Origin of the sequence: Pyxidicoccus caerfyrddinensis (assembly GCF_010894405.1) — a bacterium.
Lineage (GTDB): Bacteria > Myxococcota > Myxococcia > Myxococcales > Myxococcaceae > Myxococcus > Myxococcus caerfyrddinensis.
Window position 1 is genome coordinate 56507 of record NZ_JAAIYA010000036.1, and the last position, 24521, is coordinate 81027.

Consider the following 24521-nt stretch of genomic DNA (forward strand, 5'->3'; position numbering starts at 1 on the left):
ATGTCCCCTCCGCGCGCGCGAATCCCCTCGGCTGCGACCCTACTGGAGCTGCTTGAAACACGCGCTGAAACATTCGGCGAGCGGAAGCTCTACACCTTCCTGGAGGATGGCGGCGATGACGCCGTCCTGAGCTACGCGGGACTGCACCTGCGCGCCCGTCGAATTGGCGCGGCGCTCCAGACGCTGGCGAAAGCGGGCGAGCGCGCGGTGCTCCTCTACCCGCCGGGCCTGGAGTACGTCGCGGGCTTCTTCGGCTGCCTGTACGCCGGGCTGGTGGCCGTGCCCGCTTACCCGCCGGACCCCATGCGGCTGGAGCGGACGCTGCCCCGTCTGCGCGCCATCATCCGCGACGCGCGTGCGAGCGTCGTGCTCACCACGTCGTTCATCCAGGAGATGGGAGCGGGCCTCTTCGAGGGTGCGCCGGAGCTGGCCTCGCTTCGCTGGGTGGCGACGGATGCGCTGCCCGAGGGCACGGAGTCGGGGTGGATGCGCCCGGAGTCCGCGTGGGACACGCTGGCGTTCCTCCAGTACACGTCAGGCTCCACCGGTGATCCGAAGGGCGTGAAGCTCAGCCACGGCAACCTGCTGCACAACCTGGGGTTGATCTCCCACGCGTTCGAGGTGCGCGACGACAGCGTGGGCGTCATCTGGCTGCCGCCGTACCACGACATGGGGCTCATCGGCGGCATCCTCCAGCCGCTGTTCGCGGGCTTCCCGGTGGCGCTCATGTCGCCGCTCGCCTTCCTGCGGCGCCCGCGCTTCTGGCTGGAGGCGCTGACGCGCTTCGGTGGCAGCATCAGCGGCGGTCCGTGCTTCGCCTTCGACCTGTGCGTGCGCAAGGTTCCACCCGGTGAGCGCGAGGGGTTGGACCTGCGCCGCTGGGAGCTGGCCTTCTGCGGCGCCGAGCCCATCCGCCCGGAGGTGATGTCGCGCTTCACCGAGGCGTTCGCTCCAGCCGGGTTCCAGGGCGGCGCCCTCTATCCCTGCTACGGCCTCGCCGAGGGAACGCTGATCGCCTCGGGCGGGCACAAGGGCGAGGGCGTGCTCACGCGCACCTGGGACGCGGCGGCCCTGGAGCGGAACGAGGCCGTGGAGGTTGTCGAGAGTCACGGCGCGCGCCCGCTGGTCGGGTGCGGCGGGACGATGCCGGACCAGACGTTGCTCGTCGTGGACCCGGAGACGCGCCGCCCATGCCCGCCGGAGCGGGTGGGCGAGGTCTGGGTCTCCGGCCCCAGCGTCGCGCACGGCTACTGGGAGCGTCCCGAGGAGAGCGAGGCGGCCTTTGGCGCGACGCTCGCGGACGACGCGAGTGGACAGCGCTACCTGCGCACGGGAGACCTGGGCCTGCTGCGCGACGGTGAGCTGTTCGTCGTGGGCCGGCGCAAGGACCTCATCATCCTGCGCGGACGCAACCTGCACCCGCAGGACCTGGAGCTGTCGCTGGAGCGCAGCCACTCCGCGCTCCGGCCCGGCTGCGGCGCCGCGTTCTCCATCGAGGTGGCGGGCGAGGAGCGGCTCGCGGTGATGTACGAGGTGGACACGCGCAAGCCGTGGACGCCGGAGGAATTGGTGGCCGCCGTGCGCCGGGGCCTCTCCGAGGCGCACGAGGTGCAGCTCCACACGCTCGTCCTCATCGAGCCGGGCGCCCTGCCCAAGACGTCCAGCGGGAAGATTCAGCGCCGGGCCTGCCGCGCGGAGTTGCTCGCCGGGACGGCCCGCGCGGTGATGACGTGGCGCGAGTCGGAGGCGGGGGAGGGGAGCGCGCCTGCCGTTGCTCCCGTCGCGCCCACGCAGCCGGCCACCGTCGGGGAGCTGGAGACGTGGCTGCTGGCGCGCATCGCCGGACGGCTCCGCGTCCCTCCGGAGACGCTCGCGCGCGACGTGCCCATCACGTCCTTCGGCCTGGACTCGTTGGGCGCCGTCGAGCTGGCGAATGACCTCGAGTCGCTGGGCACCGTCCTCCGCATGGAGGTCCTGCTCCAGGGGCCCACCGTGGCGCAGCTCGCGCGCACGCTCTTCGAGGCCCGTGGCGCAGCGGCCGTTCCGGCGCTGGTCCGGGGCGACGATGCGCGCCCGGCCCCGCTCACGTCCGCGCAGCAGCGGCTGTGGCTCTTCGAGCAGCTCCATGCCGGCAGCCCGGCGTACCACCTGCCCGCGGCGGTGCGGCTCAGTGGTGCGTTGGACGAGGCCGCGCTGGAGCGCGCCTTCGCGGCCATCGCGGGCCGGCACGCCGCCCTGCGAGCCACGTTCCGCGAGGAGGACGGCACGCCTTCGCAGCTCATGCCGCCCGGGCTGTCGCCCTCGATACGACGGGTGGACCTTCGCGAGACACCGGCGGCGGAGCGCGAGGCGGCGGCGCTCCGGCTGGCGCGGGAAGAGGCTCGCGCGCCGTTCGACCTCGCGCGGGGGTCGCTGCTCCGGCTCACGTTGATTCGCCTCGACACGCACGAGCACCTCCTCGTCGTGGTGCTGCACCACATCGTCTCGGATGGAGGTTCCTTCGCCATCCTGGCGCGCGAGCTGAGCGCGCTCCATGCGGCCTTCACCTCCAATGCCGAAGCCGCGCTGGCGCCGCTGCCGTTCCAGTATCCGGACTTCGCGCGCTGGCGTCGCGAGCGCGACGAGGATGCCGCGAGCGCCGTGTCGATGGTGTGGTGGAAGCAACGGCTGGCGGGGGCTCCCGCGGCCCTGGAGCTTCCGACGGACCATGCGCGCCCGCCCGTGCCGTCCTACGGCGGCGCCCGGATTGCGCTGCACGTTCCCGAGGCCCTCACGGCCCGACTGGAGGCACTCGGCCGGGGCGAGGGCGCCACGCTCTTCATGACGCTGCTGGCGGCCTTCCAGGTGCTGCTGTCGCGCCACTCGGGACAGGAAGACCTGTGCATCGGCACTCCCGTCAATGGCCGAGACCGGGCCGGGCTGGAAGGACTGATTGGCTGCTTCCTCGACCTGCTCGTCCTCCGGGGCTCAGTGGCCGGTGCGCCTCGCTTCCGTGAGCTGCTGGGTCGGACGCGCGAAGCCACGCTGGAGGCGTTCGCGCATCGGGGTGTTCCGTTCGAGCGACTGGTGGATGCCGTGCAGCCGGCGCGGGACCGCTCCCGCGCGCCGCTGTTCCAGGTGCTGTTCGTGCTCCAGCCGGAGCCCGGCGCGGCGCTCGCGCTGCCAGGGCTGGAGGCCCGCCGCGTGGAGGTCGACCCCGGCGCCACGCCCTATGACCTGACGCTCTCCCTCGCGAGGGGCGCGAGTGGCCTGGAGGGGTGGCTCGAGTACGCCACGGACCTCTTCGACGCGTCCACATCCCACCGGATGGCGCAGCGGCTCCACGTGTTGCTGGAGGCCATCGCCGCCAATCCCGACGAGCGCAGCTCCGCGCTCCCGCTCCTTCCGGAGTCCGAGCGGCGGCAGGTGCTGGTGGAGTGGAATGACACGCGCACGGACTTCGAGGACGCGTGCATCCACACGCTCATCGAGGCCCGGGCCACGCGCACGCCGGAGACGGTGGCCGTGGTCTGCGGGGATGTGGAGCTCACGTGGGGCGCGCTGAACCGGCGCGCCAACGCGGTGGCGTGGAAGCTGCGCGAGCAGGGCGTGGGGCCGGAGTGCGTGGTCGGCTTCTGCGCGGACCGCTCGGTGGACCTGGTGGTGGGCCTGCTGGGCATCCTCAAGGCGGGCGGCGCGTACCTGCCGTTGGATCCGTCGTACCCCGAGGCCCGACTCGCGCTCATGCTGGAGGACGCGGCGGCGCCCGTGGTGCTCGCGCACCGGCACCTTGCCTCGGCGTTCCAGTCCGGTGGGCGCGCCGTGGTGCTGGTGGATCCTCAGAGTGGACCCGACGAGGCGGAGGCGCCTCCCGCCTGCGGCGTGGGGCCCGACAACCTCGCCTATGTCCTCTACACGTCCGGCTCCACCGGGCGTCCCAAGGGCGTGCTGATTCCGCACCGCAACGTCGCCAGCTTCTTCACCGGCATGGATGCGCGCGTGGGCGCCACGCCGGGGACGTGGCTCGCGGTGACGAGCGTGTCCTTCGACATCTCCGTGCTGGAGCTGCTCTGGACGCTGTCGCGAGGCTTCAAGGTCGCCGTGCAGGGAGAGCAGGGCGCCCTGGCCGCGGCTCCGCGCCGGGCGACTGCCGAGCGCCGCAAGCCCCTGGGCTTCAGCCTCTTCTACTTCGCCGCGGATGAAGCGACTCCGGGCGCGGAGCGGTATCGGCTGCTGATGGAGGGCGCGCGCTTCGCGGACACCCATGGCTTCGAGGCCGTGTGGACGCCCGAGCGGCACCTGCACACCTTCGGCGGGCTGTACCCCAGCCCCGCGCTGACGAGCGCGGCGGTCGCCGCCGTCACCCAGCGCGTGGACATCCGCGCCGGCAGCGTCGTCCTCCCGCTGCACCACCCGGTGCGCGTGGCGGAGGAGTGGTCCTTCGTCGACAACCTGTCGAACGGGCGCGTGGGCATCTCCGTGGCCGCGGGATGGCACGCGGATGATTTCGTGCTCGCGCCTGATCGGTACTCGGAGCGCCGTGAGGAGGCGCGGCGCGACCTGGACCTCGTGCGCCGGCTCTGGCGCGGCGACGCGGTGCAACTGCCCAACGGCACCGGCGCCACCGTCGAGGTCCACATCCGTCCCAGCCCCTTGCAGCGCGAGCTGCCCATCTGGCTCACCGCCGCGGGCAACCCGGATACCTTCCGCGACGCGGGACGCATGGGCGCGGGCGTGCTCACGCACCTGCTCGGCCAGCGCTGGGAGGAGCTGCGCGAGCGCATCACCCTCTACCGCGACGCGTGGCGCGAGGCCGGCCACCCGGGCGAGGGACACGTGACGCTGATGCTCCACACCTTCGTGGGGCATGACGTGGAGCGCGTGCGCGAGACGGTGGAGGGGCCGCTGCGCCGCTACCTCGGCAGCTCCGCGGACCTGATGCGGGGGCTGGGGCGCACGCTCGGCGTGGACCTGGACCCGAAGTCCGTCCGTCCGGAGGACCTGGACGCGCTGGTGGAGCGGGCCTTCGCGCGCTTCTTCGAGAGCGGCGGCCTCTTCGGCACCCCGCGCTCGTGCCGTGAGCAGATTGCCCGCATCGACGCGCTCGGCGTGGACGAGGTGGCGTGCCTCATCGACTTCGGCGTGGACACGGACACGGTGCTGGCCCACCTGCCCGCGCTGGATGCCGTGCGGCAGCGCTGCGAGCGCGACTTCATGCTCCAGGGCCGCGACGGCGGAGCGGTGCCCGCGCAGCTCCGGCGGCACGGCGTCACCCACCTCCAGGTGACGCCTTCGCTCGCGCAGGCACTGCTGCTGGAGCCCGACGCGCCGGGCGCGCTCGCGGGGCTGGAGCGGATGCTGGTGGGCGGCGAGGCGCTCCCGGTGGAGCTGGCGGCGCGGCTGCGGGACACCGTGGGCGGGGCACTGCTGAACATGTACGGCCCCACGGAGACCACCATCTGGTCGTCCACGCACCAGGTGGGGCTGGAGCCGGGGCCGGTCCCCATCGGAACGCCCATTGCGAATACCTCGCTCTACGTCCTGGATGCGGAGCTGCGGCCGACGCCCGTGGGTGTTCCCGGTGAGCTGTTCATCGGCGGCACGGGTGTGGCGCGCGGCTATCACGCCCGGCCGGAGCTGACCGCCGAGCGCTTCATGCCGGACCCGTATGGCGGCGATGCCGGGGCGCGGATGTACCGGACGGGAGACCGCGCGCGCTGGCGGGCGGACGGCACGGTGGAGTTCCTGGGGCGCGTGGACCACCAGCTCAAGGTCCGCGGCTTCCGCGTGGAGCCTGGGGAGATTGAAGCCGTCCTCGCGCGGCACCCCGGCGTGCGGCAGGCGGTGGTGGTGGCGCGGGAGGACGTGCCCGGGAGCGCGAGACTGGTGGCGTACGTCGTGCCCCGGCCCGGCACGACGCTGTCCGAGGACGCGCTGCGGGCCTTCGCGCGGCGCTCCCTGCCCGAGCACCTGGTGCCGTCGAATGTCGTGTCGCTCGACGCGCTCCCGCTGACGCCGAATGGCAAGGTGGACCGCAAGGCGCTCCCGGCTCCCGAGGGCGTGCGGGGCACGGCCCGCGAGTACGTCGAGCCCCGGACGGAGACCGAGCGGCGCGTGGCGGAGCTGTGGTCTTCGCTGCTGGGCGTGCCGCGCGTCGGGGCGGACGACGACTTCTTCGCGCTGGGCGGGCACTCGCTGCTCGCCACCCGGGCCGCGTCGCGGCTCCGTGAGTCCTTTGGCGTGGATCTGCCACTGCGCGAGCTGTTCGAGGCGGCCACTCCGGCGGCGCTCGCCGCGCGGATCGAGGCGCTCCCGCGCGTGGCGTCCCGGATGCCACCGCTGGTCCCTCGTTCCCGCGAGGGCGCGCTGCCGCTGTCCTTCGCGCAGCAGCGCCTGTGGTTCCTGGAGCAGCTCGAGCCGGGGGGCGCCGCCTACAACGACGCGGTGGTGGTCCGCGTGGAGGGCTCGCTCGACGTGGCGGTGCTGGAGCGCTGCCTGCGCGAGGTCATCCGGCGCCACGCCATCCTCCGCGCCACCTTCCGCGACGAGGACGGCACGGCCGTCCAGCGCCTCTCCCCCGAGGTCCGGCTCACGCTGGCGCGGGTGGACCTGACGGCGCTTTCAGGCACGGCACGGCCGGCGGAAGTCGAGCGGCGGGTGGGGGAGGAGTCCCTGCGTCCGTTCGACCTCGCGTCGGGGCCACCTCTGCGCGCGATGTTGTTCCACCTGGACGCACGCGAGCACGTGCTGCTGCTCGTGCTGCACCACCTCGTGTCGGACGGGTGGTCCCTTGGCGTGCTGGTGCGCGAGGTGGCGGCGCTCTACCGCGCCTATGTGTCGGGCCGGGAGTCGCCGCTGCCGGAGCCCGCCGTGCAGTACGTGGACTTCGCGTCGTGGCAGCGCGAGTGGCTGCGCGGGGACGCGCTGGAGTCGCAGCTCGCGTACTGGCGGGCGCGACTGGACGGTGCGCCCGGGGCCCTGGAGCTGCCCACAGACCACCCGCGTCCCGCCGTGCGGAGCAGCCGGGGCACGAGCCGGAGCACCCTGCTGGGCGCCGAGCTGTCATGGCAGCTGAAGGCGCTGGCGAAGCATGAGGGCGCGACGCCGTTCATGGTGATGCTCGCGGGCTTCTCCGCGCTGCTGTCCCGGCATGGTGGTCAGGACGACCTGTGCGTCGGCACGCCCACGTCGGGCCGCGACCGCACCGAGGTCGAAGGGCTCATCGGCTGCTTCGTCAACACGCTGGTGCTTCGGGTTTCGCTCGCCGGCGCGCCGACGTTCCGCGAGCTCGTGGGTCGCGCGCGGGAGACGGTGCTGGGAGCCTTCTCGCGCCAGGACGCGCCCTTCGAGGAGCTGGTGAAGGCGCTCGCGCCCGAGCGCGACCTGGGTCGCAGCCCGCTCTTCCAGGCGATGCTGGTGCTGCAAGAGGACCCGCTGCCGGAGCTCTCCCTGCCGGGACTGCGGCTGCGCGTCCAGGAGCAGGAGAGCCGCACGGCCAAGTTCGACCTGCGGCTCATGCTCCGGGACACGTCCGAAGGTTTCGCGGCGACCCTGGAGCTGAGCACCGACCTGTTCGAACCGGACACCGCCTCCCGGCTGCTCGGGCACTTCCGGACGCTGCTGGAAGGCGCGGTGCGCGAGCCGGAGCAGCGCGTGCGCGACCTGATGCTGATGACGCCAGAGGAGCGGCAGCGGGTGATCGTGGAGTGGAACGACACCGCGCGGCCCCGTGCGCACGGTGACGTCCTCCACCGGCTCATCGAGGCACAGGTGGACCGCACGCCGGACGCGGTGGCGGTGAGCTTCGAGGGCTCCGCGCTCACGTATCGTGAGCTTGACCGCCGCGCGAATCAGCTCGCGTGGCACCTGCGCGCCCGGGGCGTGGGGCCGGACCGCCTGGTGGCGCTGTGCGCGGAGCGCTCCCTGGAATTGGTCGTGGGGATGCTCGGCATCCTCAAGGTCGGCGCGGCCTACGTGCCGCTCGACCCCGAGTACCCGCGCGAGCGGCTGGAGTACATGCTCGCGGACGCGGCGGCGCCCGTGCTGCTCACGCAGGCCCGGCTCGCCCCGGGGCTCCCTCGTGGGGACGCGGCGGTGGTGTGCCTGGACTCGGAGTGGGAGGCAGTGGCTCGCGAGCGCGAGGACCGGCCCCCTGTCACCGTGGATGGCGCGGGGCTCGCCTACGTCATCTACACGTCGGGATCCACGGGGCGGCCCAAGGGGGCGATGAACTCGCACGCCGCCATCTGCAACCGGCTGCGCTGGATGCAGGAGGCGTACGGCCTGGACGCCAGCGATTGCGTCCTCCAGAAGACCCCGTTCAGCTTCGACGTCTCCGTCTGGGAGCTCTTCTGGCCGCTGCTCACCGGCGCGCGCCTGGTGATGGCGAAGCCCGGCGGGCACCGCGAGCCGGCGTACCTGACCGACGTCATCTCGCGCGAGCACATCACCACGCTGCACTTCGTGCCGTCCATGCTCCGGCCCTTCCTGGAAGAGCCCGGGCTGGCGGAGTCCTGCGCCAGCGTGCGCCGGGTGTTCTGCAGCGGGGAAGCGCTGCCTCCGGACCTCAGGGACAGGTTCTTCGCGCGCATGGGTGCGGAGCTTCACAACCTCTACGGACCCACGGAGGCCGCGGTGGACGTGACGGCGTGGGCGTGTGTCCGCGAGGACCGGCGCCCGCTCGTTCCCATCGGCCGACCCATCGCCAACACTCGGATGTACGTGCTGGATGCGCGCCTGCGGCCGGTGCCGCCAGGTGTGGCCGGCGAGCTGTACATCGGCGGCGAGCCCCTGGCGCGCGGTTACTGGCGGCGGCCCGAGCTGACAGCGGAGCGGTTCATTCCGGACGCGTTCTCCCCCGTGCAGGGTGGCCGGCTGTACCGCACCGGCGACAAGGCGCGCTTCCTGGCGGACGGGGCCCTCGAGTACCTGGGGCGGCTGGACGACCAGGTGAAGGTGCGCGGCTTCCGCATCGAGCTGGGAGAGATTGAAGCCGTGCTGTCGCAGCACCCGGGCGTCCGCGCGGCGGCCGTGACGGTGCGCGAGGACGTGCCGGGAGACCGGCGCCTCGTGGCCTACGTCGTGGGCACTTCAGGCTCCGAGCTGCGGACGTTCCTCTCCGAGCGCCTGCCCGAGCACATGGTGCCGTCGGCCTTCGTCGCGCTCGAAGCGCTCCCGCTGTCGCCCAGCGGCAAGCTGGACCGGCGTGCGCTTCCCGCTCCGGAGCGGAGCACATCTCGCGGTGGTGGTGACTTCGTCGAGCCGCGCGGAGAGCTGGAGCAGCAGCTCGCGCGCATCTGGTCGGGTGTGCTGGGGGTGGAGCGGGTCGGCGCGCATGACCGCTTCTTCGAGCTGGGCGGCGACTCCATCCTCGCGTTGCAGGTCATCGCGCGGGCACGGCAGGCGGGGTTGCACCTCACGGCACGGCAGCTCTTCCAGTACCCGACGGTGGCCGGGCTGGCCCAGGTGGTGGTGCGCGGCCGGAGAGCGGAAGAGCAGGGGCCGGTGGTGGGGCCGGTGCCGTTCACGCCCATCCAGCGCTGGTTCCTGGAGCGCGAGCTGCCCGAAGCGCAACACTTCAATCAGGCACTGCTGCTGGAGCCGCGGGAGCCCGTGGGCACGGAGGCGCTCGCGCGGGCACTGCGGGCGTTGGTGGACCACCACGACGCGCTCAGGCTACGGCTGACGCGGGGCCTCGATGGCTGGGCGCAGTCGTGCGCGGAGCCCGGACGCGACGTGCCGCTGCGTCGGGTGGACCTGTCCGCGCTTCCCGAGGCCGAGCAGGCCCGCGAGCTGGAGCGCGTCGCCACCGAGACCCAGTCCGGACTGGACCTGGGCGAAGGGCTCCTCCTGCGCGCGGTGCTGTTCGACCGGGGGGCGGGGAAGACGGGCCGGCTGCTGCTGGTCATCCACCACCTGGCGGTGGATGGCGTCTCCTGGCGCGTGCTGCTGGAAGACCTGGAGACCGCGCTGCGACAGGCCGCCAGGGGCGAGCCCGTGGTGCTCCCGGCGAAGACGACGTCCTTCCAGTCCTGGGCGCAGCGGCTGGAGCTGCATGCGGCCTCGCCGGCGGTGGCGGATGAGCTGCCGTTCTGGCGGGAGGAGGCTGCGGACGTGGCCGCGCTCCCCAGGGACCTGCCGGAGGGAGTGAATACCCAGGGCACGGAGCGCACCGTCACGGTGGTGCTGGAGCCCGAGGTGACCCGCGCTCTGCTTCGCGGTGCACGCGGTGGTGCGGAGGACCTGCTCCTCGCGGGCGTCGCGAAGGCCCTGGCCAGGTGGACGGGACAGCGCCGGCTGCGCATCGACCTGGAGTCGCACGGGCGCGAGGACCTGTTCGAGGACGTGGACCTCTCGCGCACGGTGGGCTGGTTCACCGCGCTCTACCCGGTGCGGCTGGAGCTGTCGGACTCCGTGGAGCCCGTGGCGGTGCTGGAGTCGGTCCGCTCCGCACGTGAACGGCGCGGGGGGCGGGGCCTCGGCCATGGCCTGTTGCGCTACCTGCGCCGCGAGGACGAGGCCGCGCGGGCGTCCTCTTCCGAGGTCCTGTTCAACTACCTCGGCCAGCTCGACGCAGGTGCGCGCGAGTCGTCGCTGTTCACACTGGCCTCCGAGTCCACCGGCCCATCCCAGGGGACGCGAGGACTCCGGAGTCACGTGCTGGAGGTGGTGGCGCGCGGAGTCGGCGGCCGGTTGGAGCTTCAGTGGCGCTACAGCGAGGCGTTGCAATCTCGCGAAACCATCGAGGCCCTCGCGCGAGACTGCGCGGGCACACTGGCGAAGCTCGCGGACTCCGTGGCGACGGCCGAGGAGCGCCACCCGCTGTCGTCGCTCCAGCACGGACTCCTGTTCCAGGTGCTGCTGGAGCCCGGCACGGAGGCGTACTTCGAGCAGTTGAGCTGGACGCTCGCCGGACCGCTCGACGTGGCCGCGCTCCGCAACGCCTGGGCCGCCGTGGTGGAGCGCCACGCCGTGCTCCGCGCGTCGTTCCGTTGGGAAGGATTGGAGGCTCCGCTCCAGGTGGTGCGCGCGCACGTGGCGCTGCCCTGGCAGGAGCTGGACTGGCGCGGTGTCCTTCCCGAGGAGCAGCAAACGTCGCTGCGGTCCTTCCTGCGCGAGGACCGCGCGAAGGGCTTCGACCTGACGCGTGCACCGCTGTTGCGACTGGCGGTCATCCGCCTGGAGGAGGGTGCCTGGCGCTTCGTCTGGAGCTTCCACCACCTGCTGCTGGATGGCTGGAGCCTGGCCCGCGTGCTGAGCGAGGTGCTGGACGCATACGCCGTGCTCGCGCGCGGCGGTACGTGGCAGCCCCGCGCCGTCGTGGACTTCCGCGCCTACGTCGAGTGGCTGAAGCACCGGAGCCCGGGGCAGGACGAGACCTTCTGGCGTGACCAGCTCGCGGGCCTCGACGCGCCGACGCCGCTGCCGGCGGAGGACGGCACTCCGGACGCTCATGGCTCGGGAGAGTGCGAGGTGGCCCTGGACGAGGCGGACACCGCCGCGCTCCAGGACTTCGCGCGGCGCCATGGGCTGACGCCGAGCACGCTGGCCCACGGCGCGTGGGCACTGCTGCTGTCGCGGTACGGCGGCGGCACGGACGTCGTCTTCGGGACGACGCTCGCGGGCCGCTCGGCGGAGGTGCCCGGCATCGACGAGGCGGTGGGGCTGTTCATCCACTCGCTCCCCGTGCGCACGCGGGTGCGTCACGACGCGAAGCTCCTGCCGTGGCTGCGCGAGCTCCACGGCGTCTTGATGGAGCTGGGACAGCGCGACCACGTCCCGCTGACGCAGCTCCAGGGCTGGAGCGAGGTGCCCCGGGGCACGCCCCTGTTCGAGAGCCTGCTCGTGTTCGAGAACTACCCGGTGGACACGGCGCTCGCGCGCGGCGCGGCCGGGCTGGAGCTTCGCGACGTCGAGGTCTTCGAGCGCACGCACTACCCGCTGACCGCCGTGGCCCTGCCGGGCCGCGCGCTCCGGCTGAAGCTGCAGTACCGCTCGGACCGCATCCGGGGCGAGGCCGCCTCGAAGCTCCTGGGGCACTGGCGGACGCTGCTGCGCGGGATGATTGCCGCGCCGGAGCAGCGGCTCGGAGACGTGTCTCTCCTCTCGGAGGCCGAGCGTCAGCGGGTGCTGGTGGAGTGGAACGCCACGCGCAACACGTACCCGCGTGAGCGCACCGTGCATTCTCTGTTCGAGGCCCAGGTCGCCCGCACGCCCGAAGCCGTCGCGGTGGCCTACGGCGGCACCGTGCTCACCTACGCGGAGCTGGAGCAGCGGGCGAATCGGCTGGCGCACCGGCTCCGGACGCTCGGCGTCGGACGGGGCGCCACCGTGGGGCTCTGCGTGGAGCGCTCCGCGGACCTCGTCGTGGGAATGCTCGGCATCCTCAAGGCGGGCGCCGCCTACGTGCCGCTGGACCCGGCGTATCCCCGTGAGCGGCTCGCGTGGATGCTCGCGGACGCGGGCGCTCCGGTGCTGCTCACTCACGAGCGACTGCGGAATGCGCTGCCCGCGGAAGGCGTGCGGGTGCTCGCGCTGGACGGGGAGGGTGCGCTCGAAGGGATGCCGGCGACGGTGCCGGAGTCAGGCGCGGGCGCGGAGGACGCGGCCTACGTCATCTACACCTCCGGCTCCACCGGTATGCCCAAGGGCGTCTGCGTGCCCCACCGGGCCGTGGTGCGCCTGGTCGTGGAGACGAACTTCATCCAGTGGCGGCCGGAGGAGCGTGTGGCGCAGGCGTCCAACGCCTCGTTCGACGCGGCCACCTTCGAGGTCTGGGGCGCGCTGCTCAACGGCGCGCGGCTGGTGGGCGTGGACCGCGAGACGGCGCTCGCTCCGAGGGCGTTCGCCACGTGGCTGCGGCAGGAGGGTATCAATGTCCTCTTCCTCACCACGGCGTGGTTCCACCAGGTCGCGGCCGAGGTGCCGGACGCCTTCCGGGGAGTGCGGCAGCTTCAAATCGGAGGCGAGGCCTTGGACCCGATGCCGGTGCGTCGGGTCCTCCGCGCGGGCCCACCCGAGCGGCTGCTCAACGCCTATGGCCCCACGGAGAGCACCACCTTCTCCACGTGGTACCGCGTCACCGACGTACCGGAAGGTGCGACGACGATTCCCATCGGCCGGCCGCTCGCGAACACGGAGCAGTACGTGCTCGACGAGGCCATGGCGCCGGTGCCGCCGGGTGGGGTGGGGGAGTTCTGGCTCGGAGGAGATGGACTGGCCCTGGGCTATCTCGGCCGTCCGGAGCTGACGGCGGAGCGCTTCGTGCCGCATCCGTTCAGCACGACGCCGGGCGCGCGGCTGTACCGGACGGGCGACCACGTCCGCCTCCTGCTGAATGGCGAGGTGTCATTCGTCGGGCGCCTGGACACGCAGGTGAAGGTGCGCGGCTTCCGCGTGGAGCCGGGCGAAGTCGAGGCGGCGCTGCAGCGGCACCCGGCGGTGCGGCAGGCCGCCGTGCTCGCGCGTGAGGATGCGGTGGGCGGCTCGCGACGCCTCGTGGCGTATGTGGTTCCCTCGGGGGACGGCGCCAATTCCTCGGACCTGCGCGCCTTCCTCACCGAGCACCTGCCCGCGTACATGGTGCCCTCCGTCTTCATGGTGCTGGAGCGCCTGCCCCTCACGCCCAACGGCAAGCTGGACCGGCGCGCGTTGCCGGAGCCCTCGCGCTTCGAGTCCACGGAGGAGCCGTCTCGCTTCACCGCGCCTCGCGGGCCCGAGGAGGAGCTGGTCGCCGGACTCTTCGGCGAGCTGCTCGGCGTCCCGCGCGTCGGGGCCTACGACAGCTTCTTCGACCTGGGCGGGCACTCGCTGCTGGCCACGCGGGTCGTCGCGCGAGTCCAGGCCACGTTCGGCGTGTCCCTCTCGCTGAAGGAGCTCTTCGAGGAGCCGACGGTGGGACGGCTGGCGGAGCTCATCCGCGCGGCCCGGCAGTCCTCTGAAGCAGTGCGCCCGCCGCCCATCGTCCCCGTGCCGAGAGACCGCGCCCTGCCGCTGTCCGCGATGCAGGAGCGACTGTGGTTGCTGGAGCAGCTCCAGCCGGGCACCGCCCTCTACAACGTCCCCTGGGCCGCGTGGATGGAGGGCACTCTGGACGTCGCCGCCTTCGAGCGGGCCCTGTCCGCGCTGTTCCTCCGTCATGAGGCGCTGCGGACCACCTTCTCGAGCCACGCGGGCGAGCCGGTGCAGGTCATCCACGCGCAGGTGCCGGTCTCGTTGCCGGTGGTGGACCTGCGCAACCTCCCCGAGGACGAGCGTGAGGCCGAGGCCCTGCGCGCCGCGTCCGACGAGGCCCGCCGCCCATTCGCCCTGGCCGAGGGTCCGCTCCTTCGCGCGCTGCTGCTGCGCACGGGAGAGAAACGGCACCTGTTCGTCCTGACGCTGCACCACATCATCTCCGACGGCTGGTCCCTGGGCGTGGTCATCCGCGAGCTGTCCGCGCTATACGGCGCGGAGCTGCACGGCCGGCCGTCGCCGCTGCCGGAGCCCGTGCTCCAGCCCGCGGACCATGCCGTGTGGCAGCGCGAATGGCTCAAGGGCGAGTCGCTCGAAGCGCAGCTCCGGTACTGGCGCCAGCAGCTCGCGGGAGCACCGCCCGTCCTGGAGCTGCCCACGGACTTCCCGCGCCCGAGCCTGCAGCGCTTCCGCGGAGACACCCTCGGCGTCCACCTGCCGGCCGCGCTGTCCGAGCGCTTCCGGGCCCTCTGCCGTCGCGAGGGTGTCACGCCGTACATGGGCCTGCTGGCCGCCTTCCAGCTCCTGTTGTCCCGCGTGTCGGGCCAGGAGGACGTGTGCGTGGGCTCGCCCATCGCCGGCCGTCACCATCCCGGCCTGGAGGACCTCATCGGCTTCTTCGTGAACACGCTGGTGCTGCGCACGCGGCTGGTGGGCAATCCCACCTTCCGCGAGCTGCTCGGGCGCGTGCGCGACATGACGCTCGACGCGTACTCCCACCAGGACGTGCCCTTCGAGAAGCTGGTGGAAGCGCTGCAGCCGCCGCGCAGCCTGAGCCATGCGCCGCTGGTGCAGGTGGTGCTGGCGCTGAACGAGGGCACCATTCCGGACATCGCGCCCGAGGGACTCTCGCTGCGCCCGGTGGACCTGGCCTCCGGCACGGCGAAGTTCGACCTCACGCTGTCGCTCTTCGACGGCACCGACGGCCTCACGGGCACGCTGGAGTATGACGCCGACCTCTTCACGCGGGCCACGGCGTCGCGGCTGATGACGCAGCTGCGCGTGCTGCTGGAGGGCGCGGTGGCGGACGCCGGCCAGCGCGTGGGCGACCTGCCGATGATGGACGCGGCGGAGCGCCAGCGGCTGCTGGTGGACTGGAACGACACCGCAATCGACTTCCCGCGTGAGGCCTGCCTCTCCGAGCTGTTCGAGGCCCAGGCGGCGCGCACGCCCGACGCCATCGCCGCCGAGTGCGAGGACGCACGACTCACCTACGGCGAGCTGGACCGCCGCGCGAACCAGCTGGCGTGGCATCTGCGCAAGCGCGGCGTGGGCCCGGGCACGCCCGTGGGCCTGTGCGTGCAGCGCTCGCTGGACCTCGTGGTGGGGATGCTCGGCATCCTCAAGGCGGGTGGCGCCTACGTGCCGCTGGACTCCACGTACCCGCGCGAGCGGCTGGCCTTCATGGTGGAGGACACGCGCCTGCCCGTGGTGCTGGCCCAGCGCTCCGTGCTTGAGCTGCTGCCCTCTGGAAGTGCCACGGTGGTGCTGCTGGACGAGTCCTGGGATGAGATTGCGCGCGAGCCGGAGACGTCTCCGGGCGTGACGGTGCCTGCCGAGTCGCTGGCCTACGTCATGTACACGTCCGGCTCCACCGGGCGGCCCAAGGGTGTCTGCATCCCGCAGCGCGCGGTGGCGAGGCTCGTGCTGGGCTCGCGCTTCGCGCGCTGGGGGCCGGAGGAGGTGTTCCTCCAGCTCGCGCCCATCTGCTTCGACGCGGCCACCTTCGAGCTCTGGGGCGCGCTGCTGCACGGCGCGAAGCTGGTCCTCTTCCCGCCCACCACTCCCACGGTGGACTCGCTGAAGGACGTGCTGGTCCGCCATGGTGTCACCACGCTGTGGCTGACGGCCGCGCTCTTCGAGGCCATCTCCTCCGCGAGGCCGGACGCACTGGACGGGGTGAAGCAGCTCCTCGCGGGCGGTGACGTGCTGCCTGCGGCCGTGGTGCGCGAGCGGCTCGCGCGCGGCGGTGTCCTCGTCAATGGCTACGGCCCCACCGAGAGCACCACCTTCGCGGTCTGCCACGTGATGGAGGGCGCCATCGCGGAAGGCCCGGTGCCCATCGGCCGGCCCATCGCCAACACGCGGGTGTACGTGGTGGATGGCGGCCTTCGCCCCGTCCCGGCCGGCGTGCCGGGCGAGCTGCTCATCGGCGGTGACGGCCTTGCCTGGGGCTACCTCGGGCGGCCGGAGCTGACGGCCGAGCGCTTCATCCCGAATCCCTTCGGCCCCGAGGCGGGCGGACGGCTGTACCGCACCGGCGACCAGGTCCGCTACCGCGAGGATGGGACGCTGGAGTTCCTCGGGCGGCTCGACGCGCAGGTGAAGGTGCGCGGCTACCGGGTGGAGCCGGGCGAGGTGGAGGAAGCGCTCCGCAAGCACCCGGCGGTGGCCGAGGCCGTCGTCGTGGCGAAGCCGGACCCCGCGGGTGGCAAGCGACTGGTGGCCTACGCCGTTCCCCGTCCGGGTGAGACGCTGGAGCCGCGCGCGCTGCGCACCTTCCTGGCGGATTCGCTGCCGGAGTTCATGGTGCCTTCGGCGCTGGTGCCGCTGGTCGCGCTGCCGCTGACGCCCGTGGGCAAGCTGGACCGGGCGGCGCTGCCGGAGCCCGACGTGGCCCGCCCTGCGGGAAGCACCTTCGCGGAGCCCACCACTGCGCTGGAGCGCCAGGTGGCGGAGCTCTGGGCGAAGGTGCTGGGCGTGGAGCGCGTCGGCGTAGAGGACCACTTCTTCGCGGACCTGGGTGGCAGCTCCATGTCCGTGGTCAAGGCGTGCGCGCTGCTCCGGGACGCGCTGCAGCGGGAAGTCCCGGCGACGCGCTTCTTCGAACACCCCACGGTCCGTGCCTTCGCCATGTCCCTGGAGCGGGACGGCGAGGCGGCGGACGTACAAGACAACGAGGCCCACGAGGATCGCGCCCAGCAGCGGCGGCAGGCGATCCGGCGGCAGGGCCGGCGAGGGAATCACGGCAATGGCTGAGGTCGACGATATGCAGGCCGAGGACACCGGGAACGACATCGCAATCATCGGCATGGCGGGGCGCTTCCCCGGCGCCGAGGACCTGACCGAGTTCTGGCTGAACCTGGCCGGCGGTGTGGAGTCCATCTCCTACTGGTCCGAGGAGGAGACCGAGCGCTCACCGCTCATCCCCGAAGAGCTGTGGAAGCACCCGCGCTTCATCCGCGCCGGCGGCATCCTCGAAGGCGCCGACCGCTTCGACCACGGTTTCTTCGACATCCCGCTGCGCGAGGCGCAGTGGATGGACCCGCAGCAGCGCCTCTTCCTCCAGGCCGCGTGGGCGGCACTGGAAGACGCGGCGTATGACCCCGGGCGCTACAAGGGCCGAATCTCGCTCTACGCGGGCGCGGGTTCGACGGGGCACCTGCTGTCGCTCTTGAGCGAGGCGCGCAAGGACGTGGGCGCGGGGATGGACCTGGCCACCTCCGGCCCCGAGAGCCTGGCGATGAAGGCGTCCTTCAAGCTCCAGCTTCGGGGCGAGAGCGTCGCCGTCTACACCGCGTGCTCCACCGGCCTCGTGGCCATCCACATGGCCTGCCAGAGCCTGCTCACGCGGCAGTCGGACATCGCGCTCGCGGGCGCGGTGCGCATCGCCAGCCCGCAGCGCACGGGCTACGTGCACCAGGAAGGGCTCATCTATTCGCCGGACGGCCACTGCCGCGCCTTCGACCACCGTGCCGGCGGCACCGTGGCGGGCAACGGCGTGGGCGTGGTGGTGCTCAAGCCGCTGGCGGACGCGCTGCGGGACGGCGACCACATCCACGCGGTCATCAAGGCCTCCGCGGTCAACAACGACGGCCAGCAGAAGGCCGGCTATACCGCGCCCAGCATCGAGGGCCAGACGGAGGTCATCGCGGACGCGCTGGCCTACGCGGGGCTCGGGGGCGACGACATCGACTACATCGAGGCCCACGGCACGGGCACGTCGCTCGGAGACCCCATCGAGATTACCGCGCTGACCCGCGCGTTCCGGAAGACGTCGGAGCGCAAGGGTGACGTCGCCATCGGCTCGCTGAAGACGAACGTGGGTCACCTGGACGCGGCGGCGGGCGTGGCCGGGCTCATCAAGGTCGTGCTGTCGCTCAACCACGAGGCGGTGCCTCCGAGCCTCCACTTCGAGAAGCCCAACCCGGAGATCGACTTCGAGAAGAGCCCGTTCTTCGTCAACACGGTGCTGCGGCCCTGGCCGCGCGGGGAGAAGCCGCGGCGAGCAGGTGTGAGCTCCTTCGGCATCGGCGGCACCAACGCGCACGTGGTCGTGGAAGAGGCGCCACAGGTGGAGCCGGGCCCGCGGAGCGCGCGTCCCCTGCAGGTGGTGACGCTCTCCGCACGCACCCCGTCCGCGCTGGAGGTGATGTCGCGGCAGCTGGCCTCGCACGTGGAGACGACGCCGTTCGTGGACCTGGAGGACACGGCCTTCACGCGCAACATGGGGCGGAGTGCCTTCGAGCACCGCCGCGCCGTGGTGGCGGCGGACCGTTTCGAGCTGGCGGAGGCCCTGGAGAAGACGGCCTCCGTGGAAGCGCGCCGCAACCGGCGCGTGGCCTTCCTGTTCCCGGGGCAGGGCGCACAAGCCGTGGCCATGGGCCGCGAGCTGCACGCGGCGGAGGCGAGCTTCCGCAAGGACGTGGATGCCGCGCTCGCCCGGTTGGAGCCGTCCCTGGCGGCGGAGGTGCGACTGCTCCTGTTGGCTACGCCGGAGCAGGCGGAAGCCGTGGGCAAGAGGCTTTCGGACCCGCGCGTGGCGCTGCCCGCGCTCTTCATCGTGGAGCACTCGCTCGCCCGGCTCTGGATGTCCTGGGGCGTGAGGCCCCACGCGCTGCTCGGCCACAGCTTTGGCGAGTACGCGGCGGCTTGCGTGGCGGGCGTGCTGTCTCCCGAGGACGGCCTGCGGCTCGCGGTGGTGCGCGGTGCGCTGATGGCGCGCATGCCTCCCGGGGCGATGCTCGCGGTGGGGCTGAAGGAGGCGGAAGTCCTTCCGCTGCTTACGGACGGGCTCTCGCTGGCGGCGATGAACGGCCAGGGCCGGTGCGTCGTCTCGGGCCCCGTGGAGGCCATCACCCGGCTGGAGGCCACGCTCTCCGAGCGCGGCGTGGGCATGGTGCGGCTGCCAGCGACGCATGCGTTCCACTCCAGCGCGGTGGAGCCGCTGATGCCGGACCTGGCGCGCGCAGTGTCCTCGCTGCGTCTCAAGGCGCCGGAGCTGCCCTTCGTGTCCAGCCTCACCGGCACGTGGATTCGCCCCGAGGAGGCCACCGACCCGGCGTACTGGGCCCGGCAGATGCGCCAGCCGGTCCGCTTCGCCGAGGGCCTGGAAGCACTCATCGGCGACGGATGCTCCGTCCTGCTGGAGGTGGGCCCGGGCACGGACCTCACGTGGCTGTGCCGATACCGTGCGCGCCAGGAGAAGTCGCTGGTCGCCTTTCCGTCGCTGCGCCGCCGTCCAACGGAAGGGGACTACCGGGGACTGCTCCAGTCTCTGGGTGACTTGTGGAGCGCGGGCGTGGAGGTGGCCTGGGCGAAGTTCCACGGCGCGGAGAAGCGCCGCCGCGTCCCGCTGCCGACGTACCCGTTCGAGGAGAAGCCCTGCCGCCTGGAGTCCCAGCCGGTGCAGTTGTTGGCACAGGCCGCGCCCGCTCCGAAGTCCCAGCCCGCCATGACGGCGATGGCGGAGTCGCTGTCCGCCGCGGCCCTGCCCGTGCCTCCCACCTCCGTGGGGGAAATCCAGCAGCGCGTCATGGACATCTGGCGCGAGCGTCTGGGCGCGGTGGACATCGGTCCCGACGACGACTTCCTGGAGCTGGGCGGCAACTCGCTGATGGCCGCGCAGATGCTGACCCGCCTGCGAGAGACCTTCGCCGTGCAGCTCCCGCTGAGCGCGCTGTTCGAGGCGCCCACGGTGGCGGGCATCTCCCGGCGCATCGAGGCGATGCTCCAGCAGTCCCTCCCGGCGACGGGCGCGGGCGCACCCGAGGTGATGGTGCGCATCGACCGCGGCGGCGAGCTGCCGCTGTCCGTCGTGCAGGAGCGCGTCTGGCGGATGGAGCAGCTCGACCCGGGCAATCCGTCCCTCAACATGCCCCTCGCCGTGCGGCTCACGGGGCCGCTCGACGTGGAGGTGCTGGAGCGCAGCGTCAACGAGGTCATCCGCCGGCACGAGATGCTGCGCGCGACGTACACCGTGGAAGCCGGCCGCGTGCGGCAGCGCTTCACCGCCGAGGTCCGCATCCAGGTGCCGGTGGTGGACCTGCGAGGACACGCCGGAGACCGCGAGGCCGAGGCGATGCGGCTGGCACTGGACGAGGCGGTGCTGCCGTTCTCCCTGGAGCACGGCCCCATCGTCCGGGCGAAGCTGCTGCAGCTGGCGGAGGCGGAGCACCTGATGCTCCTCACGGTGCACCACATCGCGTCGGACACGCTGTCGATGGTGGCGTTCTTCCGCGAGACGGCGGTGAACTACCAGGCCTTCCGCGAGGGCCGTCCGGCGCCGCTGCCGGAGCTGGCCGTGCAGTACGTGGACGCGGCGGCCTGGGAGCGCCGCTCGCTGGCCGGAGGCGCGCTCGCGGCACAGGACGCGTACTGGCGTGAGGTGCTGGCCGAGCTGCCCCCCTCGCTGGAGCTGGCGTCGGATCGGCCGCGAGGCACGAACTCGCGCCTGCGCGGCGCCCGTTTCCCGGTGACCTTCTCGCGCGAGCTGAGCGCCGCGCTCTACGCCTTCAGCCACCGCGAGGGCGTGACGCCCTTCATGACGCTGCTGGCCGCTCTGTCGTCGCTGCTCGTCCGCTACTCGGGGCGAGAGGACATCGTCGTGGGCACGCCGGTGGGCAACCGCGCCCGTGGAGAGCTGGAGCCGCTCATCGGCTTCGTGGCCCATGCCATGGCGCTGCGCACCGACGCGTCCGGCGACCCGTCGTTCCGCGAGCTGGTGGCCCGTGCACGCGACGTCACCATCGGCGCGTCCAGCCACCAGGACGTGCCCTTCGAGCACCTGCTCCCCCTCGTGGCGTCCGGGCGCGACCCGGGCCGCTCGCGGCTCTGCGACGCGGCGCTGGTGCTGCATGCGCATGTCACCACTGCGGCTCCATCCCTGCCGGGCATCGCGATGGAGTTGGTGGAGGTGCCTGGCACGCCCGCGCAGTTCGGCGCGACGCTGGGCGAGCTGACCCTCCTGCTGAACGAGAGCGCGGAAGGGACGTTCCACGGCTTCATCGAGTACGCCACCGAGCTCTACGACGAGTCGCGCATCGTACGCCTCGCGAGGCATCTGGAGACGCTGCTCGTCGCGGTGCTCGCGGACCCGGAGTTGCGGTTGTCGCGGCTCCCGCTGGCGACGCCGGAAGAGCGCAGCCTGCCGGCGCGCTCGGTGGAGCAGTCCTCGGCGCCGGGCCTGCTGGAGCGGCTCGCGGCCCGGGTGGAGCGCACGCCGGACGCGGTGGCCATCAGTTCCGGCGCTCGCCGGCTGACGTGGCGTGAGCTGGCCGCTCGCGCCCGGGGGCTCGCGGCCCGGTTGAAGGGTGAAGGGGTGGGGCCCGAGGTTCCCGTGGCCCTGCGAATGGAGCCGTCAGTCGAGGCGGTCATCGCGCTCTGGGGCGTGCTGGATGCGGGTGGTGCCTGCCTTCCCGTCTCGCGCGGCGAGGTGCTGGAGTTGAAGTCGCTGCTTCCGGCCCAGGGTCCCCGGCTGTTGCTGGTGGCCCGGACCTCGGATGCGTCCTCGATCCCCGCTGGCGTGAGCGCCGTGGTGGTGGACGGCGAGGCCGTTGGGGAAGGTGCCTTCAGCGCCGTGCCCTCCGAGCGGCTCGCGTTCATCGTGCCCGCGCCCGAGGCAATGGGTGGACACGGCCGCGTCATGCTGACCCACCGCAACGTCGCATGCCTGTTGTCGTCGCTCGACGCGCGAGTGGGAGCGGGCGAGGGTGAGGTGTGGCTTGCGGCGGGTGGACCCGCGGCGGACCCCGCGGGGTTGGACCTGCTGTGGGCGCTGGCGCGCGGCCTGCGCGTCGTCCTCCCTCCCGAGCGGCTGGCCGCGCGCTTCGCTGTCCTCGGCCGGAAGCCGGACACGCGCCGGCAGCTCGACTTCAGCCTCATGTATTTCGCCAACGACGAGGACTCGTTGGGCGAGGAGAAGTACGAGCTGTTGATGGAGGGCGCGAAGTTCGCGGACACGCACGGCTTCTCCGCCATCTGGACGCCGGAGCGGCGCTTCCACTCGTTCGGCGGCTTGTACCCGCAGCCGTCGGTGATTGGCGGCGCGCTCGCGGTGCTGACGCGCAACCTGCGGATTCGCGCCGGCAGCGTGGTGCTGCCGCTGCACGACCCCATCGAGGTGGCGGAGCAGTGGTCCGTGGTGGACAACCTGTCCCGGGGCCGCGTGGGAATCTCCTTCGCCACGGGCTGGCACGCGAATGACTTCTCGCTCTCGCCGGACACCTACGCGCGCCGTCGCGAGGTCCTCATCGAGCGACTGGAGGAGGTGCGGCGGCTGTGGCGCGGCGGCACGGTGAAGCGCCGCAACGGCGCGGGCAATGAAGTAGAGCTGGCGCTGCGGCCGAAGCCCAAGCAGGCGGAGCTGCCGGTGTGGCTCACCTCCACGGGCAATCCGGAGACGTTCCGCAAGGCCGGCGAGGTGGGCGCGGGCATCCTCACCAACGTGCTCGGACTGGGCTCCAGCCTGGACGAGCTGGCGACGAAGGTGGCGCTGTACCGCGAGATGTACCGCAAGGGGGGGCACGGCCCGGGGCGCGGTCAGGTGACGCTGATGCTGCACACCTTCCTCGGCCAGGACATGGAGGAGGTGAGCGCCGCGGTGCGCGAGCCGCTGAAGCAGTACTTCCGCAGCTCGGTGGATGTCTTCGCCAACCTGGTCTCCAGTCTCGGCAGCAACATCGACGTGCGCGGCCTCACGCCCGAAGACATGGAGGTGATGCTCAACCAGGGTGTGGAGCACTACCTGAAGGACGGCGGCCTGTTCGGCACGGTGGAGCACTGCGAGGCCATCGTCGAGCGCGTGCGCTCGCTGGACGTGGACGAGATTGCCTGCCTCGTCGACTACGGCGTGGCGCTGGAGCCGACGATGTCCAGCCTGCGCCTGCTGGACGTGCTGAAGCGCCGATCGCAGGTGCAGCCCCTGCCCGAGGAGGCCGTGCTGGCCGAGGGCGACGCGGGGATGGGCGACCTGCTGGAGTTGGTCCGAGGCGAGGGCGTCACCGCGCTGCGCTGCGCGCCGTCCCAGGCCCGTGCGCTCGCGGAGCTCCCCGGTGCACAGGGCGCGCTGGAAGGGGTGCGCCTGTGGGTGCTCGGTGGTGAGGCGCGTGCGGCGCAGGGGATGGACGTCTCGGCCATCTCCGCCTCCGCGCGGAGCGTGGAGCTGGAGTCCTCTCTGCTCGGCGCGGCCTGGCCGTCGCACTCCGAAGCGCCCGTGTATCTCCGCGATGCCTCCGGTGCCCCGGTGCCCATGGGTGTCGTGGGCGAGCTGGCGCTGGGCGGCGCCGCCATTCCGCGAGGCTTCTGGAATGACTCCGAGGCCACGCGCGCACGGTTCATTCCCATGCCGGGAGGGAGCCCGGAGGACCGCCTCTTCCTGACGGGACAGCGAGCCCGCTTCCGCAACGCGGGCGAGGTCGACGTCGTGACGCCGTCGCGCGCCGCGAAGCCTCGTCGCCAGTCCAAGCCTCGCGACACGGTGCCCGCGCCGACTGCCGCGCCTGTCTCGGACGTGCCGGCGGCAACGTCCACGCCGGTGGTGCGCGTGTCGCGCGACCAGCCGCTGCCGCTGTCGTTCCCGCAGCAGCGCATCTGGGCGCTCAGCCAGCTCGACCCGGACGGCATCGCCTACAACAACACCGTCACGCTCCGCCTCGACGGCGTGGTGGTGGTCTCCCTGCTGGAGACAGCGCTCAACGAGCTGGTGCGCCGGCACGAGGTGCTTCGCACCACCTTCGCACTCGCGGAAGGCGGCGCGCAGCAGGTCATCGTTCCCTCCATGCCGCTGCGGCTGGAGGAGCGTGAGGCCCGCGGCACCACGCACGAGGAGCGTGAGGCCGAGGGACTGCGGCTGGCGCTGTTGGAAGCCCGCCGCCCGTTCGACCTGGTCCACGGACCGGTGATGCGGGCCGTGCTGATTCGCCTCGGTGACGCGGCGTCGGTGCTCCACCTCACCATCCACCACATCGCCTCGGACGGCTGGTCCAGCGGTGTGCTCTTCCGCGAGCTGGTGGCGCTGTACGAGTCGCTCGCGGCCGGCCGGCCCTCGCCGCTGCCCGCGCTGCCGGTGCAGTACGCGGACTACGCGGTGT

At 72.5% G+C, this 24521-nt stretch carries 2 protein-coding genes (1 of these 2 cut by a window edge); both read left to right on the forward strand.

The window, feature by feature from the left end:
* Complete coding sequence (locus G4D86_RS47455; protein WP_164002170.1) at positions 1 to 17190, forward strand: non-ribosomal peptide synthase/polyketide synthase; 17190 nt, start codon at positions 1 to 3, stop codon at positions 17188 to 17190.
* The coding region annotated (locus G4D86_RS53565; RefSeq protein ID WP_240360880.1) for a non-ribosomal peptide synthase/polyketide synthase crosses the window boundary (this coding region is incomplete at its 3' end): on the forward strand, positions 17183 to 24521 show 7339 of its 19663 nt. The annotated region continues 12324 nt past the right edge of the window. The genes G4D86_RS47455 and G4D86_RS53565, both read left to right, overlap by 8 nt.

Bases quoted from the DNA above. Each gene is read 5' to 3' on its own strand.
- G4D86_RS47455 (WP_164002170.1), top strand. From the start codon at position 1: ATGTCCCCTCCGCGCGCGCGAATCCCCTCGGCTGCGACCCTACTGGAG.